This window comes from Kitasatospora sp. NPDC088264 (genome assembly GCF_040685715.1).
Lineage (GTDB): Bacteria > Actinomycetota > Actinomycetes > Streptomycetales > Streptomycetaceae > Kitasatospora.
The window spans coordinates 66397-81068 of the sequence record NZ_JBFBIR010000015.1 but is presented as its reverse complement, the minus strand read 5'-3'; the positions used below and the strand labels follow the sequence as shown (position 1 = coordinate 81068).

10 protein-coding genes and 2 tRNA genes are annotated in these 14672 nt (G+C 73.2%); 5 read left to right on the top strand and 7 right to left on the bottom strand.

Annotated elements, in window-relative coordinates:
• Nucleotides 1-92: 92 nt before the first annotated feature.
• Complete coding sequence (locus tag AB0O82_RS14840) at nucleotides 93-2522, bottom strand: transglycosylase domain-containing protein (protein WP_363583642.1); 2430 nt, start codon at nucleotides 2520-2522, stop codon at nucleotides 93-95.
• A gap of 223 nt (nucleotides 2523-2745) precedes the next feature.
• A tRNA-Lys gene (locus AB0O82_RS14835) sits at nucleotides 2746-2819 on the bottom strand.
• 202 nt (nucleotides 2820-3021) lie between these two features.
• Between AB0O82_RS14835 and AB0O82_RS14830 the strand changes: the two genes are divergently transcribed.
• Both AB0O82_RS14830 and AB0O82_RS14825 read left to right on the top strand, forming a co-directional pair.
• On the top strand, nucleotides 3022-3759 hold the full coding sequence (locus AB0O82_RS14830) for a DUF998 domain-containing protein (protein ID WP_363583761.1): 738 nt from the start codon (nucleotides 3022-3024) through the stop codon (nucleotides 3757-3759).
• On the top strand, nucleotides 3756-4637 hold the full coding sequence (locus AB0O82_RS14825; protein ID WP_363583640.1) for an alpha/beta hydrolase: 882 nt from the start codon (nucleotides 3756-3758) through the stop codon (nucleotides 4635-4637). Before AB0O82_RS14830 ends, AB0O82_RS14825 begins: the two co-directional genes overlap by 4 nt.
• A 111-nt stretch (nucleotides 4638-4748) precedes the next feature.
• On the opposite strand, the gene AB0O82_RS14820 is transcribed toward AB0O82_RS14825, so the two are convergent.
• The 4 genes from AB0O82_RS14820 to AB0O82_RS14805 form a co-directional block, all read right to left on the bottom strand.
• Nucleotides 4749-4822: transfer RNA gene (locus AB0O82_RS14820), tRNA-Lys, on the bottom strand.
• A gap of 113 nt (nucleotides 4823-4935) precedes the next feature.
• Nucleotides 4936-7008: an ABC transporter ATP-binding protein gene (locus AB0O82_RS14815; RefSeq protein ID WP_363583638.1), complete on the bottom strand. Its 2073-nt coding sequence runs from the start codon at nucleotides 7006-7008 to the stop codon at nucleotides 4936-4938.
• Nucleotides 7005-7934, bottom strand: coding sequence for an ABC transporter permease (locus AB0O82_RS14810; RefSeq protein WP_350882605.1), 930 nt, complete (start codon nucleotides 7932-7934; stop codon nucleotides 7005-7007). Before AB0O82_RS14810 ends, AB0O82_RS14815 begins: the two co-directional genes overlap by 4 nt.
• A 16-nt stretch (nucleotides 7935-7950) precedes the next feature.
• A complete protein-coding gene (locus AB0O82_RS14805; protein WP_350882603.1) occupies nucleotides 7951-8931 on the bottom strand; it encodes an ABC transporter permease in 981 nt (326 codons plus the stop codon).
• A gap of 345 nt (nucleotides 8932-9276) precedes the next feature.
• Here AB0O82_RS14805 and AB0O82_RS14800 point away from each other — a divergent pair, with 345 nt between their 5' ends.
• Nucleotides 9277-10980 (top strand): ABC transporter family substrate-binding protein, encoded by a 1704-nt coding sequence (locus tag AB0O82_RS14800; protein WP_363583636.1) that lies wholly within the window; start codon nucleotides 9277-9279, stop codon nucleotides 10978-10980.
• A 453-nt stretch (nucleotides 10981-11433) separates the two neighbouring features.
• Nucleotides 11434-12624, top strand: coding sequence for a low temperature requirement protein A (locus AB0O82_RS14795; RefSeq protein WP_363583634.1), 1191 nt, complete (start codon nucleotides 11434-11436; stop codon nucleotides 12622-12624).
• A gap of 13 nt (nucleotides 12625-12637) precedes the next feature.
• Here the strand turns inward: AB0O82_RS14795 and AB0O82_RS14790 are convergent, their stop codons facing one another.
• Nucleotides 12638-13612 carry a LysR family transcriptional regulator gene (locus AB0O82_RS14790; protein WP_363583632.1) on the bottom strand — a complete coding sequence of 325 codons (975 nt, stop codon included), beginning with the start codon at nucleotides 13610-13612 and terminating at the stop codon, nucleotides 12638-12640.
• A 260-nt stretch (nucleotides 13613-13872) separates the two neighbouring features.
• Between AB0O82_RS14790 and snpA the strand changes: the two genes are divergently transcribed.
• Nucleotides 13873-14514: a snapalysin gene (snpA, locus tag AB0O82_RS14785; protein ID WP_363583630.1), complete on the top strand. Its 642-nt coding sequence runs from the start codon at nucleotides 13873-13875 to the stop codon at nucleotides 14512-14514.
• Nucleotides 14515-14672: the final 158 nt, after the last annotated feature.

Below are 14672 nucleotides of genomic sequence, written 5' to 3'. Positions count from 1 at the left end.
ACCCGGCTCGCGCACGCCCCTGCGCCGTCCGCGCCCCCTCGCCGGCCCGAGCCCTCCCGCCACTCGGGCGCCCCGCCCCCCCGCCGCCGCCGCTACCCGGCGTTCGCCCCCGCCCCGGTGAGCGTGTCCGACCCGCCCGTGGGCTGGGTGGTCGGCTGCGTGGTCGGCGCCGTGGTCGGGCCGGTGGAGGGTGTCGGCCGACCGGTGGGCCGTCCGGTGGGCCGCGTCGTCGGCGGGGCGGTCGGCTGCTGGGTGGCCGGGGGCGCGGTCGGCGGGCTGGTCACACTGCCGCCGCCGGAGTTCGAGCCGCCGGCCGGCGTGGTCGGGCCCGAGCCGGCCCCGGCCCCGGCGCCGTCGCCCGGCGGGGTGGTCGGCGCCGCGGGGGCGGTCGAGGCGCCGTTCGAGCCGGTCCCGGTCGACGGGGTGCTGCTCGGCGAGGACGGGGCCGTCGGCAGATCGGTGGCGCCGGAGGAGTCGCCGCCGTCGGCCGGGGTCTGGAAGTCGCTGACCGGCACGCCCTTGAGCGCCGCCTTCATGTAGCTGGTCCAGATCTGTGCCGGGAACTGGCCGCCCGCCGCGCCGTCGATCCCGCCGACGCCGCTCAGGCTGACCTGGGCCCCGCTGCCCGGGTCCTGGCCGAACAGGGCCACCGAGGTGACCAGCTCGGGGGTGTAGCCGACGAACCAGACCGACTTCTGGTCGTCGGTGGTGCCGGTCTTGCCGGCCACCGGGCGGCCCAGTGCCTTGGCTCGCCAGCCGGTGCCGCCCGGGTCGTTCACCACGCCCTGGAGCATCGAGGTGACCTGGTTCGCGGTGTCCGTGCTGATCGCCTGGGTGGTCTTGTGCGCGGGCAGCGGGACGGCCTCGCCCTCGCGGTCCACGGACTGCACCAGCCACGGGGTGATCTGCTTGCCGCCGTTGTCCAGTGCCGCGTACACGCCGGCCATGTCGAGCACGCTCGGGGTGGCCGCGCCGAGCGGGATGGACGGCACCGGGTCGAGGCCCGGGGTGCTGCCGGGCAGGCCCAGCGCGATGCCGGTGTCCTTGACCTTCTGGAGCCCGGTGTCCTGGGCCAGCTGGGCGAACGCCGAGTTGACCGACCAGTCGGTGGCCTGCTGGAGGGAGATCTGGCCGTAGCTCCTGTCGCCCTCGTTCGGCGGCGCGTACGGGGTGCCCTTGCCGCCGCGGACCTTGCGGCCGCTGGTGCCGTCGTAGACGGTGCGCGGGGTGACGGTCCGGCCGTCCTGGGTCTTGGCGTTGTTCTCGAACGCGGCCGCCAGGGCGATCGCCTTGAAGGTCGAGCCGGCCTGGTAGTCCCGCCGGGTCGCGTTGTCGACGTAGTGCTTGACGTAGTCGACGCCGCCGTAGAGGGCGACGACCGCGCCGGTCTTCGGGTCCACGGAGACGGCGCCGGCCTGGGCGGCCGCGTCCTTCTTCCGCTTGTCCGGGTTCAGGGTGTCGCGCAGCTGCGCCTGGACGGAGTCCTGGAGGGCCTGCTGGCGGACCGGGTCGATGCTCAGCTTGATCGTGTAGCCGCCCTTGGCCAGCTCGGTCTCGCTGATGACCTGGTTCGAGGTGAGGTACTGGGTGGCCTCGTTCACCAGGTAGCCGGTCTGGCCGGACAGGCCCGGGTTGGGCTGCGGGTCCTTGACGTCCGGGAAGGTGGTGGCGGACCGTTCCTCGGCGGAGAGCCAGCCCTCCTTGACCATGCCGTCCAGCACGTAGTTCCAGCGGTTGACGGCGTTCTGCTTGCCGGCCGGGGTCGCGGTGGCCACGTCGTAGGCGCTCGGGGCGTTCAGCAGGGTGGCCAGGTAGGCGCCCTGGGCGGGGTTGAGCGCGGAGGCGTCGACGCCGAAGTACGCGTGGGCGGCGGCCTGGATGCCGTAGGCGCCGCGGCCGTAGTAGGAGGTGTTCAGGTAGCCGGAGAGGACGTCGTCCTTGCTCTCGGTGGCGTCCACCTTGATGGCTATGAAGAGTTCCTTCACCTTGCGGGTGACCGACTGCTTCTGGTTCAGGTACGTGTTCTTCACGTACTGCTGGGTGATCGTGGAGCCGCCCTGGGTGCCCGCGCCCTTGGCGGTGTTGACCGCGGCCCGGAGCAGGCCCTGCACGTTGACGGCGCCCTCGTGGTAGAAGTTGCGGTCCTCGGCGGCCAGTGCGGCGTGCTGGGCGGCGGGGGAGACCTTGTCCAGGCTGACGTTCTGCCGGTTGGTCTGGCCGGTGCGGGTGATCACGGAGCCGTCGGCGTAGAGCCAGGTGTTGCTCTGCGCGGTCGCGGCGGCGTGCGCGTCGGGGACCTTCACCAGCGTGACCCCGAGCACGAACAGGCCGACGCCGAGCAGCAGGGCCGCGGCGAGGCCGAGCAGGCTCATCCGCCAGGTGGGGATCAGTCGGCGCCAGCCGGTGCGCTTCGGGCGGCGGGGCTTCCCGCCGCCGGTCACGGGGGCGGCGCGCTTGAAGCGTTTGACCGGTCGGAGGCCTGTCGACGGCGTGCGACGGCCGCTCTGGGCGTTCTCGGACAAGGCGCGGCCTTTCCTGCGGGCGGACCGGGTCAGCCTGCACGGACGGGGACATCGGTGGTTAGGGACCTTTGTCCCGATTCCGGTTTACTGCCCTGGACGAGCCGGGCGGGCCGATTGGCTCCACCGGAACGGCAATCGAGACCGACATCACACGCAAAACGGACGTCGAAGGCCAAAAAATTGAGGAGCCCCTCGCTGCTGCGAGAGGCTCCCCAAATGTCTGTGCGCCGCCAGGGACTCGAACCCCGGACCCGCTGATTAAGAGTCAGCTGCTCTAACCAACTGAGCTAGCGGCGCCTGCTGACCTGGAAAACAATACACGGTCCCGGCGGGTGCCTCGAACCGCCCGGAACCGCCCGCGGCCGCGCGGGAACGAGCCCGCCGCCGAGGTGTCCGTTTCCGCCCGGTTGGGGTGCAGTTCGCCGCCGGTTAGGGTGGAACGGTGCCCAGCCCCAAGCCCGGACACCCGAACGCGCGGAAGGCGGTCGCCGCGCTGCTGATGCTCAGCGCCACGGCGTACACCGCGTGGGTGCTGGAGGTCGTGCTGAGCACCGGACTCGACCCGGTGCAGGCGTACATCAGCGAACTCGCGGCCGAGGACCAGCCGCTGGGCGGCCTGTTCCGGGCCACCGACCTGGTCGCCGGGCTCTGTGTGCTCGCCGCGGCCGTCACCGCCCTCGCCGGTGGGCAGGCCGGGCCGCGCGGCGCCCGGCGCGGGTGGGCGGTGGTCGGCTGGTCCGCCCTCGCCCTGTTCGGCGCGGCGACCGCCGCCGACTCCCGGCTGCCGCTCAGCTGCGCCCCCACCAGCGACGAGATGTGCGCCGCCCGCGAGACCGCCGGGCTCGTCCCCGCGACCCACACCGCGCACGCCGTCACCAGCAGCCTCGCCATGCTCGGTGCGCTCACCGGGCTGGCCGCGCTCACCGTCGCCGCCCGCCGCTACGGCTGGTGGCCGCCGGTGCGCCGGATCGGGCCCTGGCTGCTCGGCGCCGAACTGCTGGCCACCGGCTGGAGCCTGGCCGCGATCGCCGCCTTCGAGGCCGGGCGCGGCACCTGGGCGCTCGGGGCCGGCCAGCGGCTCCAGGTGCTGCTGGTGGCGCTCTGGCTGGCCGTCCTGGCGCTGAGCCTGGCCCTCCCCGCGGGGGCGCCGTCCGACGAATCCACCTGGTCCGACGCTTCTCCGCCGCACCGGGGGCCCCGGCCGGCCGAACGGCCCCCGGGCCGGGAGCCGGCATGACCGCACCCGACGACCCCCGCACCCGGGCGCGCTTCCTGCGCGTCGACGGCGTCCCGCTGCACGTCCGCACCGAGGGCAGCGGCCCGGTCTGCCTGCTCACCGGGGGCCTCGGCAGCAGCTGGTTCGACTGGGACCTGGTCGTCCCCTTCCTCACGCCCTACCGCACCGTGGTCCGCTTCGACCGGCCCGGCTACGGGCTGAGCGCCCCCGAGCCCGCCACCGGGCGGCCCGCTCCGACGGCCGCCGGCGAGGCCGAGCGGATCCGCGCGGTGCTGGACGGCCTCGGGCTGCGCGGGCCCTGCACCGTCGTCGGCCACTCGCTGGCCGGCTTCCACGTCGAGGCCTTCGCCCGGCTGCACCCCGACCGGGCCGCCGGGCTGGTCCTGGTGGACGGCAGCGTCGAACCGGCGGCCCGGCCGTACCCGGCCCCCGGCGCGCGCGACCTGGCGGCCCGGGCGCTCGCGGGCGCCGCCACCGCCGTCGCCGTGCCGTACCTGCTCGGCCCGACCGCCCGCCGACTGACGGCCCGGCTGTCCACGGTCTGCCGCGAGGACCTCGCCCCGGCGCCGCTGGTACGGCACTGCTACCGCACCGGCCGGGCCCTGCGCGCCCTGCTGCGGGAGAACGCGCGCTACCTCGACCTGGCCGCCGAGGTGGACGGGCTGCGGCGCACCCGGCCGCTGCCCGAGGGCCTGCCGGTCACCGTGCTCGCCGCCGACGACGGCTGCCGCAGCCGCCGTACCGAGGAGTGGCTGGCCGGCCAGCGGGAGCTGGCGGCGCTGCTCGGGGCCGACTACCGCACCACCGCCCCGGCCGGGCACCTGGTGATGTTCGACCGCCCGGACGCGGTGGCCTCCGCCGTCCTGGACACCTTCTGAGGCCGGGCATCCGTTGAGGCCGGGCACCTTCTGAGACCGGGCACCCGCCGCGACGCCCACTGAAACGCCTCAGGCCGCCCACCGAAGTGAGCGGCCTGAGACCTTGCCATGTGCGCCGCCAGGGACTCGAACCCCGGACCCGCTGATTAAGAGTCAGCTGCTCTAACCAACTGAGCTAGCGGCGCCTGCTGACCCGGAGAACTTTACACGGCACCCGGTCGATCCGCCGAATCGCTTTCGGGTGGTCACCCGCAGTGATCGTCCGCAGTGATCACCCGCGGCGATCGCAGGAGGCCGGCTACGACTCCGGGTAGTGGCAGGCCGCCTGGTGGTCCTGTGCGGGGGTGTCGTCGAGGAGCGCCGGCCGTTCCTGTTCGCACCGCGTGCGGGCGGCCGGGTCGGCGAGGCGGGCGTACACCGGGCAGCGGGTGCGGAAGGAGCAGCCGGTGCGGCGCTCGGTGGGGGAGGGCGGGTCGCCGGCGAGCAGGATGCGGTCGCGGGCGCGCTCGGCGGCGGGGTCGGGCAGCGGGACGGCGGAGAGCAGGGCGCGGGTGTAGGGGTGCCGGGGGCGGTCGAAGACGGCGGAGACCTCGCCCTGTTCGACCGTCCGCCCGAGGTACATGACGCTGACCCGGTCGGCGAGGTGCCGGATCACCGAGAGGTCGTGCGAGACGAACAGGTAGGAGAGGCCGAGTTCGGCCTTGAGCGCTTGCAGCAGGTTGAGCACCCCGGCCTGGATGGAGACGTCCAGGGCGGAGACCGGTTCGTCCAGGACCAGCAGTTTCGGCCGGACGGCCAGGGCCCGGGCGATGGAGACGCGCTGGCGCTGCCCGCCGGAGAACTGGTGCGGGTAGCGGGCGGCGTGGTCCGGGTCGAGGCCGACCTGGTGCAGCAGTTCGGGCACCCGGCGGGCGATCTCCTCGCGGGCGGCGTGCTGGGCGCGCAGTGGTTCGGCGATGATGTCGCCGATCGGCATCCGCGGGTCGAGGCTGGCCATCGGGTCCTGGAAGACGATCTGCAGCCGGGCGCGCAGCCGGTGGGCCTCGGCGCGGGAGAGCTCGGCGGTGTCGTGGCCGAGCAGTTCGATCCGGCCGGTCTCGGGGGCGGTGAGGTTCAGCAGTTCGAACAGCGTGGTGGACTTGCCGGAGCCGGACTCCCCGACCAGGCCGAGGGTTTCGCCCTCCCGGAGGTCCAGGTCGACGCCGTCCACCGCGTAGACCTCGCCGACCCGGCGCTTGAACACCGTGCCCTTGAGGAGCGGAAACGTTTTGCCAAGGCCGCTCACCGCCAGCACCGGCGCCCGCGAGCTCCGGTCCCCCCGGTCCTCCGGAGCGGCCGACGGGGCCGGAAGCGCCGGCACCGGGTAGACGTCGGCCGGCGCGGGCCGCCGCTCGGCCAGCTCCGCCGACCGGACGCAGGCCGCCAGGTGACCGTCGCCCCCGGCCAGTTCCGGCTCCGCCGCCGAGCAGCGCTCCTCCGCCAGCGGGCAGCGGGCGGCGAACGGGCAGCCCGGCGGCAGGTCGGCCATCGGGGCGGGTGCGCCGGGGATCGGGACGAGCGGGCCGCCGAGCCCGTCCAGCCGGGGCACCGCGCCGATCAGGCCGAGCGTGTACGGGTGGCGCGGGGCCGCGAACAGCTCGTCCACCCCGGCGGTCTCGACCACCCGCCCCGCGTACATCACCGCGACCCGGTCGGCCATCCCGGCGATCACCCCGAGGTCGTGGCTGACCAGGACGAGGGCCGCGCCGGTCTCCCGCTGCGCGGTGCGCAGCACGTCCAGCACCTGGGCCTGGATGGTGACGTCCAGCGCGGTGGTCGGCTCGTCGGCGAGCAGGATGTCGGGGTCGTTGGCGATCGCCATGGCGATCATCGCGCGCTGGCGCATGCCGCCGGAGAACTCGTGCGGGAAGCTGTCCAGGGCCCGTTCGGGGGCCGGGATGCCCACCAGGTCGAGGAGTTCGGCGGCCCGGCGGCGGGCGGCGGCCCGGTCGACCCGCTGGTGGATGCGGACGGCCTCGGCGATCTGGTCGCCGATCCGGTAGACCGGGGTGAAGGCGGACAGCGGGTCCTGGAAGACCATGGCGATCCGGCGGCCGCGGATCGCGGCGAGCTCCTTGCCGGGCAGCCCGACCAGTTCCCGCCCGTCCAGTCGCACCGAGCCCTGGACGCCGGCCGTCCTCGGCAGCAGGCCGAGCACGGACAGCGCGGTGACGGACTTGCCGGAGCCGGACTCGCCGACGATGCCGAGGGTCTCGCCGCGCCGCAGGGTGAGGTCCACCCCGCGGACGGCGGGGACGGGGCCGTGCGGCCCGGCGAAGTCCACCCGCAGGTCGCTGACGGCGAGCAGGGGGGTGTCGACGGTGGTGGTCACGGCTTCTTCCTCCGGGCGGAGCGGCGGCGGGGCGCGCCCCCGGCGGTGGGGTCGAGGGCGTCGCGCAGCCCGTCGCCGATCAGGTTGACGGCGAGGACGAAGAGCACCAGCAGCCCGGCGGCGAAGTAGAACAGCCAGGGGAACACCGGGGCTTCGCTGGTCCCGGCGGCGAGCAGGGTGCCGAGCGAGACGTCCGGCGGTTTGACGCCGAAGCCGAAGTAGGAGAGCGCGGTCTCGCTCATCACGGCGCCGCCGACCGCGATGGTGGCGTCGATGATGAGGAAGGAGGCGACGTTCGGCAGGATGTGGCGGGTGATGATCCGCAGCGGCCGCACTCCCATGAACCGTGCGGCGCGGACGAATTCGCGCTCGCGCAGCGAGATGGTCATCGAGCGGACCACCCGGGCGGTGATCATCCAGTTGAACAGGGCGAGCAGCAGTACGAAGGCGATCCAGCCGGCGCTCTTCAGCCGGGGCGAGACGATGGTGATGATCAGGAAGCTGGGGAAGACCAGCAGCAGGTCCACCGCGAACATCAGCGCACGGTCGGCCCAGCCGCCGAAGTAACCGGCGCAGGCGCCGACCAGGGAGGCCAGCACGGTGGAGAACAGGGCCACCAGCAGGCCGATGACCAGCGACTTCTGCAGGCCGCGGACGGTCTGGGCGAAGACGTCCTGGCCGATCCCGTTGGTGCCGAACCAGTGCTCGGCGGACGGCGGTTGGTGCAGCGCGCCGAAGTCGGGGGCGGCGTAGTCCCAGGGCGTGAGGTACGGCCCGCCGAAGGCGAGCGCGAACAGCAGCAGGACGATCACGGCTCCGGCGACGGCCCCGCGGGCGGCCAGCAGCCGGGCGAGGACGAGCCGGGCCCGGCCGGTGGTGCGGGGGGCGGCGGCCGGGGCGGCCGGTTCCACGGCGACGGTGGTCACGTCAGTTCACCTCCGGTCAGGACCGCACGCGCGGATCGAGGGCGGCGTGCAGGGTGTCGGCGAGGAAGCCGGAGGCGAGGACGACGACGGCGGTGAACAGGTTGACGGCGACGACCGAGTTGACGTCCTGTTCGTTGATCGACTGGATCAGCCACTCGCCCATGCCGTGCCAGCCGAAGATCGTCTCGGTGAAGATCGCGCCGGTGAAGATGCCCAGGAAGCTGTAGGCGAACATGGTCGACATCGGGATCACCGCGGTCCGCAGCCCGTGCTTGACCAGCGCCCTGCGGCGGGTGAGCCCCTTGGCCTCGGCGGTGCGCAGGTAGTCGGAGCCGAGCACGTCGAGCATGGTGCCGCGCTGGTAGCGGCTGTAGGTGGCGAGGCCGCCGAGCGCGAGCGAGATGGTGGGCAGCAGCAGGTGCAGCGCCCAGTCGGCGAGGTGGGCGCCGAGGCCGCCGGTCAGTCCGGGGGTCTCGTAGCCGGTGAACGGGATGACGTCGTGGCCGGCCGCGTCCTTGGCGGCGATGGCGCCGTTCTTGAGGAACAGCGCGACCAGGAAGACCGGGGTGGAGAGCAGGACGAAGGAGAGCACGGTGAGCAGCCGGTCGGAGATCCGGTACTGGCGGACGGCGCTCCAGGCCCCGGCGGCGATGCCGAGGACGATGCCGAGCAGGCTGCCGAGCAGCAGCAGCCGCAGCGAGACCCAGACCCGGCGGCCGAAGTCGTCGGTGACCGGGGTGTCGTGGATGGTCCGGCCGAGGTCGCCGTGGAGCAGCCCGTCGGCCCAGTGGCCGAAGCGTTCGACGACCGGGGTGCGGTCGTTCAGGTTGAGCGCGGTGAGCTGGCGCTCGACCGACTCGGCGGCCGGGCGGGGGACCTTGGCGTCGAAGTAGGTGCGCGGCTGGAGGGCGGTCGCGGAGATCGCGTACGCCAGGAAGACGGCGGCGATCAGCAGCACCGCGTAGTAGCTCAGGCGCTTCGCCAGGTAACGGAGCATCAACGGCCGCCCGGGGTGGGGGAGGGGCCGACGCGTCTGGTGGGCATCGGGTGGTGGCCTTCGGTCGGGGCCCGTTCAGGCCTTCGGACGGCAGGAGGACGAGGCGGTACGGGGAAAGCGCAGGTCAGAGTCTGGCAGCGGTGCGCGGCCGGGGTGTTGCGGCAGTATTGCCGCGGATGACTTCTGGATCAGGTGTGCGGTCCTCCCCCTGGTGACGGAACTGATCGGCTGTTACGTTCTGCTGGCTCGGTGCCGACTTGGCTGCCCACGCTCAAGCCCCGCCACACCTCGCGCGGCACAACTGCCCGTTACCGCCCGTTTCGAAGACCTCACCAGGGGGACTCCATGGACGCTTCCACCACGGCCCGCCGCCTCGGCCGGGCGACTGCCCTCGCCGTCGCCGTCGCGCTGGCGGTCACCGCGTGCACCTCGGGCGGGGGCGGCTCGGCCGACAAGGTGGCGAAGAGCGAGCCGCCCCGGCAGGACTCCCAGGACATCAACGCCAAGCCGCTGGACCAGGTCAAGGACGGCGGCGAGGTGCGGTTCCCGCTGTACCAGTGGATCACCCAGTGGAACCCGCTCCAGGTGGACGGCACCTACGGCGACGCGGTCTCGATCATGCGCGCCCTGGAGCCGTCGCTCTTCAACACGGACGCCTCCGGCACCTTCCAGCCCAACGCCGACTACCTGCTGGACGCCAAGGTCACCTCGACCTCGCCCGAGGTGATCACCTACAAGCTCAACCCCAAGGCCAAGTGGTCGGACGGCAAGCCGCTCAGCTACCTGGACTTCAAGGCCGACTGGCAGGCCAGCAACGGCAAGGACCCGGCGTACAACATCGCCGACCCGTCCGGTTACGAGCAGATCTCCGCCGTCGAGCAGGGGGCCGACCCGAGCGAGGTGAAGGTCACCTTCTCCGAGCCGTACGCGGACTGGCAGAACCTGTTCCGCCCGCTGATCCCGGCGGCCGGCATCGCCACCCCGGACGACTTCAACAAGGGCTGGGTGGAGAAGATCCCGATCACCGCGGGCGCGCTGAAGATCGGCGTGGCGGACAAGACCGCGCAGACCCTCACGCTCGTCCCGGACCCGGCCTGGTGGGGCACCAAGGCCAAGGCGGACAAGATCACCTTCCGGGTGATGACCCAGTCCGCGACCACCCAGTCGTACCTCAACAACGAGATCGACCTCGCCACGGCCGGCACCGCCGCCGCGTACGGGCAGCTCAAGGACGCCAAGGACACCGCGATCCGGGCCGCCAGCCCGTGGGACGAGGTGCACATCTCCTTCGGCTCCGGCGGCGCGCTGGCGGACCAGAAGGTCCGCCAGGCGCTCGGCAAGGCGCTCGACCGGTCCGCGCTGATCAAGATCGCCAACAACGGGGTGCCGGTGGAGTTCAAGCCGCTCGGCAACCACATCTTCATGCCCAACCAGACCGGCTACCAGGACAACTCGGGCGAGTGGGCGAAGTTCGACGTCCCCGCCGCCAAGAAGCTGCTGGAGGACGCCGGTTGGAAGGAGGCGGGCGCCGGCCAGCCGCGCACCAAGGACGGCCAGTCGCTGCAACTGCACTGGACGGTCAACGAGTCCACCCCGCAGGCCCAGATCGACCTGGCCACCGCCGCCGCCGCGATGTGGCTGCAGGCCGGGGTCAAGGTGAGCCTGGACAAGGTGCCCGCCAACGACTTCTTCACCAAGTACGTGAACCCGGGCAAGTTCGAGATCGCGAGCTGGCGCAACACCGACTCGTTCCCGCTCTCCAAGAGCCTGGGCAACTTCCGTCTGCCGGTGGGGGACAACACCTTCAACAACCCCTCGCGGATCGGCAGCCAGGAGGTCGACGACCTGCTCAAGAAGGCGGCCGGGACGGTCGACCCGGTGGAGGCCGCGAAGCTCTACAACCAGGCCGACGCGAAGATCTGGGAGCTCGGCCACACCGTCGAGCTCTACCAGCGGCCGACCGTGGTGGCGACGCGCAAGGGCCTCGCCAACTACGGCGCCTTCGGCCTGGCCGGGGAGGACTACGCCAAGGTCGGCTGGGAGAAGTAGCCCCCGCCGCGGACGCGGCGAGAGCGACCGGGCGGCAGGCGCTGGCGAGCAGCGCGGTGATCACGAGGCCGGTGGTACGGACACGGGAAGGCCGGCTCTGCCGCCCCCGCTCTCCTGCCACCGGCCTTGACCTTCCGCGTTGCCCGCAGGCCGCCCGTGTCGTGGGGCCCCGCAAGGCCCGCGCTCGCTTCCAACCGGGGACGAATCTAGCGGGGCCGTCCGGCCGGCCGCGGCGCAGCGCGCGGGGCGCGCCCGGAAACCCGCCGCGCTGTCACCCGGTTCGCGCACCGGGGCGTCAACTACGGCTGACGGCAAGGAAAAAAGCGAACGAAAGGCGCAATCGATCCCGGGACCGCGAACCGCTGCGCCCGTCGCGCCGGTGCGTGCGCGGGGCCCGGGCCGCTGCCAGGATGCGCGGGACAGCCAGACCCTCCCGAACCCGGAGCAGCACCGATGGCCAGCGAATCCGCCGCCGCCCCCCACCCGCGCCCCGTCGACCCGCCCCCGGTGCGCCGGATGGTCCCGCGCGACCGGGACGAGCCGCACCGGGTCGCCACCCCGCTGGAACTCTTCTTCGACCTCTGCTTCGTGGTCGCCGTCGGCCAGGCCGGGCGCGAGCTCGCCCACTCCCTGGCGGCCGGCCACTACGGCGACGGCCTGCGCGGCTACGCGATCGCCTTCTTCGCGATCTGGTGGGCCTGGATGAACTTCACCTGGTTCGCCTCCGCGTACGACTGCGACGACGTGCCGTACCGGGTCACCACGCTGGTGCAGATCGCCGGGGTGCTGGTCCTCGCGGCCGGGGTGCCACGGCTGTTCGCCACCCAGGACCTGACGCTGGCGATCGCCGGGTACGTGGTGATGCGCCTGGCGATGGTCACCCAGTGGCTGCGGGCGGCGGCCAGCGAGCAGGGCGAGGCGCGCCGGGTCGCCGTGCGGTACGCGGTCGGGATCGCGATCTGCCAGGTGGGCTGGGTGGTGGTGGTGCTGCTGCCGGACGCCGTCCGGCCGGTGGTCATCCCGCTCGGGGTGCTGTGCGAGCTGGCCGTGCCGGTGGTCGCCGAACTGCGGATGCAGACCTCCTGGCACCCGCACCACATCGCCGAGCGGTACGGGCTGTTCACCCTGATCGTGCTCGGCGAGACGGTGGCGGCCGCGACGGTCGCGGTGCAGTCGGCGGTGGACGAGCACGAGGAGCTGGGCCGGCTGCTGCCGGTGGCGATCGGCGGCCTGCTGATCTGCTTCGCGGCCTGGTGGATCTACTTCGCCCGGCCGGTCCACGAGCACCTGCGCTCCAACCGGCAGGCCTTCGCCTGGGGGTACGGCCACTACCTGGTGTTCGGCGCGGCCGCCGCGATCGGCACCGGACTGGAGGTGGCGGTGGAGTCGGCCGTGCACCAGGCGGAGATCTCCGCGACGGCCGCCACCGCGACGGTCACCGTGCCCACCGCGCTCTACCTGCTCACGGTCTGGCTGCTGCACTCCCGGCACACCAAGACCGGCTTGGCGCAGGCGCTGGCCCCGACCGGGGCGGTGCTGGTGCTGGCCTGCACGGCGTTCGGGGGCTCCGGTGTGCCGGCGGCGGGCCTGGTCTGCGCGCTGACCGTGGCGGTGGGCGTGCTGCTGCACAGCCGGGAGGGCTGACGGGGGCTGATTCTCAGGCGCAGTCCAGCAGGATCGGCTCGTGCCGGGCCAGCCAGGCCAGGTAGGCCGGGTTGACCTTGGCCAGGTCCAGGTAGGCGGCGCGCAGTTCGCCGTACAGCGCGTCCAGCGCGGGCTGGCTGAGCGCGCGAGGGCGCCAGGTGAGCAGCAGTCGGACGGCCAGCGGGTCCCCGTACACGGGGCGCACCACCGTGCCGGGACCGGGGGCGGAGGTCGGCTGGCAGGGGCGGACGGCCTCGCCGGAGGCGACCAGTTCGGCGGCGGTGGCGTTGTCCCGCACCTGGACCACCCGGGGGTTGAGCCCGGCATCGCTGAACACCCGGCGCATCGCCGCGTACTCGTGGTCGGCGGTCGGGTCGACCATCCAGGTGTCCTCGGCGAGGTCGGTCAGGTGGACGACCGGGCGGGCGGCGGCCGGGTGTCCGGCGGCGAGCGCGACGAACTGGGGCTCACGGGCCATCAGCACCCGGTGCTCGGCGTCAGGCGGCACCCGTAGCGGGAAGCCCTCGCTCTCGTAGACGAAGGCCACGTCCAGCTGGTCGGCGGCGACCATCCGCAGCAGGGCGCTGGCCGAGACGTCGACGTGGATGGTGGTGTCGGTGTCCGGCAGCCGTTCGTGCACCCGGCGCAGCCAGGCGGCGACCGCCCGGCTGCCGACGCTGCCGATCCGCAGCCGGCGCTGCCGCCCGGGGCCGGCCGCGTCGCGGGCCTCCTGGCGGGCGGCGGCCACCAGCGCGGCCATCTCGGTGATCACCGGCCGGGCCCGGGACAGCACCGAGTGGCCGAGCGCGGTGGGCCGGCTGCCGGTCTGCTCGCGGGTGAACAGGGTGCCGCCGATGGCCCGTTCGATGCGGTGCAGCTGGGTGGTGAGGGAGGGCTGGGTCATGCCGAGCTGGAGCGCGGCCTTGCGGAGGCTGCCGGTGTCGGCGATAGCGCACACCACCCGGAGGTGTCTCACGTCGAGCTCCACGCCCGGAGCATAGACGCCACCCGGCCTTGTCGCCAAGGACATGACAGAACAAGGCACGGTGGGAGGGCGCGCCGCGGGCCCCGCCGGTATGCGGCGGTGCTATCGCCGGTTGACATCATCCGCCGCGGGCCCGGGCGGGTCGAAGCTCAGGGACAGCGAATCCGCCCCGGCCCCACCGGGGCGCCCCCACCGTCGCCGCAGCCGTGTCCGGCCCCCACCGGCCCCGGCGGTTCGGCGTACCGCGAATCCGGAGCCCCCACATGAAGCGATCCGTGCTGTCCGCGACCCTCGGCCTGGCCCTCGCGGCCGGTCTCGCCGTGCTGCCCGCCACCGCCGCGTCCGCCGCCACCCCCGGCCCGGCCGTCCAGGGCTACACCGCCTCGACGTACGCCGGTTCGGCCGCCGAGGCCGCGAACAACCAGGCGTTCTTCCACGCCGTGATGGCCTCCGCCAAGGCCAAGCAGGCCGCCAACCCGTGGCTGCAGACCGTCACCGTCACCTACGACACCGCCAGCGCGCCCTCCTTCACCAGCCAGATATCCCAGGCCGCGCAGATCTGGAACAGCTCGGTCAGCAACGTCCAGCTCCAGGCGAGCAGCGGCACCGGCGACTTCTCGTACTACGAGGGCAACGACAGCCGCGGCTCCTACGCCAGCACCGACGGCCACGGCCACGGCTACGTCTTCCTCGACTACCAGCAGAACCAGCAGTACAGCTCGCTGCGCGTCACCGCGCACGAGACCGGGCACGTGCTCGGCCTGCCCGACAACTACTCCGGCCCGTGCAGTGAGCTGATGTCCGGCGGCGGCCCCGGCCCGTCCTGCACCAACCCCTACCCCGACAGCAACGAGCGCGGCCAGGTCGACAGCCTCTGGTCGAACGGCGTCGAGTCCGTGAACTAGGCAAGCCCGTGAACTGGGCAAGTCCGTGAACTGGGGAAGCCCTCGAATCGGAGGAGCCCGCGAACTCGTTGCGGTACCAAGGAAGTTGCCGATGCCCTTCGGGTGCGGCGGGCCGCCCGGCCGGAATCGGGCGGCCCGCCGCTCGGTTGCTTCCCCGA

What these genes read in the sequence shown, in the direction of transcription:
- AB0O82_RS14830 (WP_363583761.1), top strand. Translation starts at nt 3,022, where the DNA reads ATGCTCAGCGCCACGGCGTACACCGCGTGGGTGCTGGAGGTCGTGCTG.
- snpA (WP_363583630.1), top strand. Translation starts at nt 13,873, where the DNA reads ATGAAGCGATCCGTGCTGTCCGCGACCCTCGGCCTGGCCCTCGCGGCC.
- AB0O82_RS14805 (WP_350882603.1), bottom strand. Translation starts at nt 8,931, where the DNA reads ATGCTCCGTTACCTGGCGAAGCGCCTGAGCTACTACGCGGTGCTGCTG.
- AB0O82_RS14800 (WP_363583636.1), top strand. Translation starts at nt 9,277, where the DNA reads ATGGACGCTTCCACCACGGCCCGCCGCCTCGGCCGGGCGACTGCCCTC.
- AB0O82_RS14795 (WP_363583634.1), top strand. Translation starts at nt 11,434, where the DNA reads ATGGCCAGCGAATCCGCCGCCGCCCCCCACCCGCGCCCCGTCGACCCG.
- AB0O82_RS14825 (WP_363583640.1), top strand. Translation starts at nt 3,756, where the DNA reads ATGACCGCACCCGACGACCCCCGCACCCGGGCGCGCTTCCTGCGCGTC.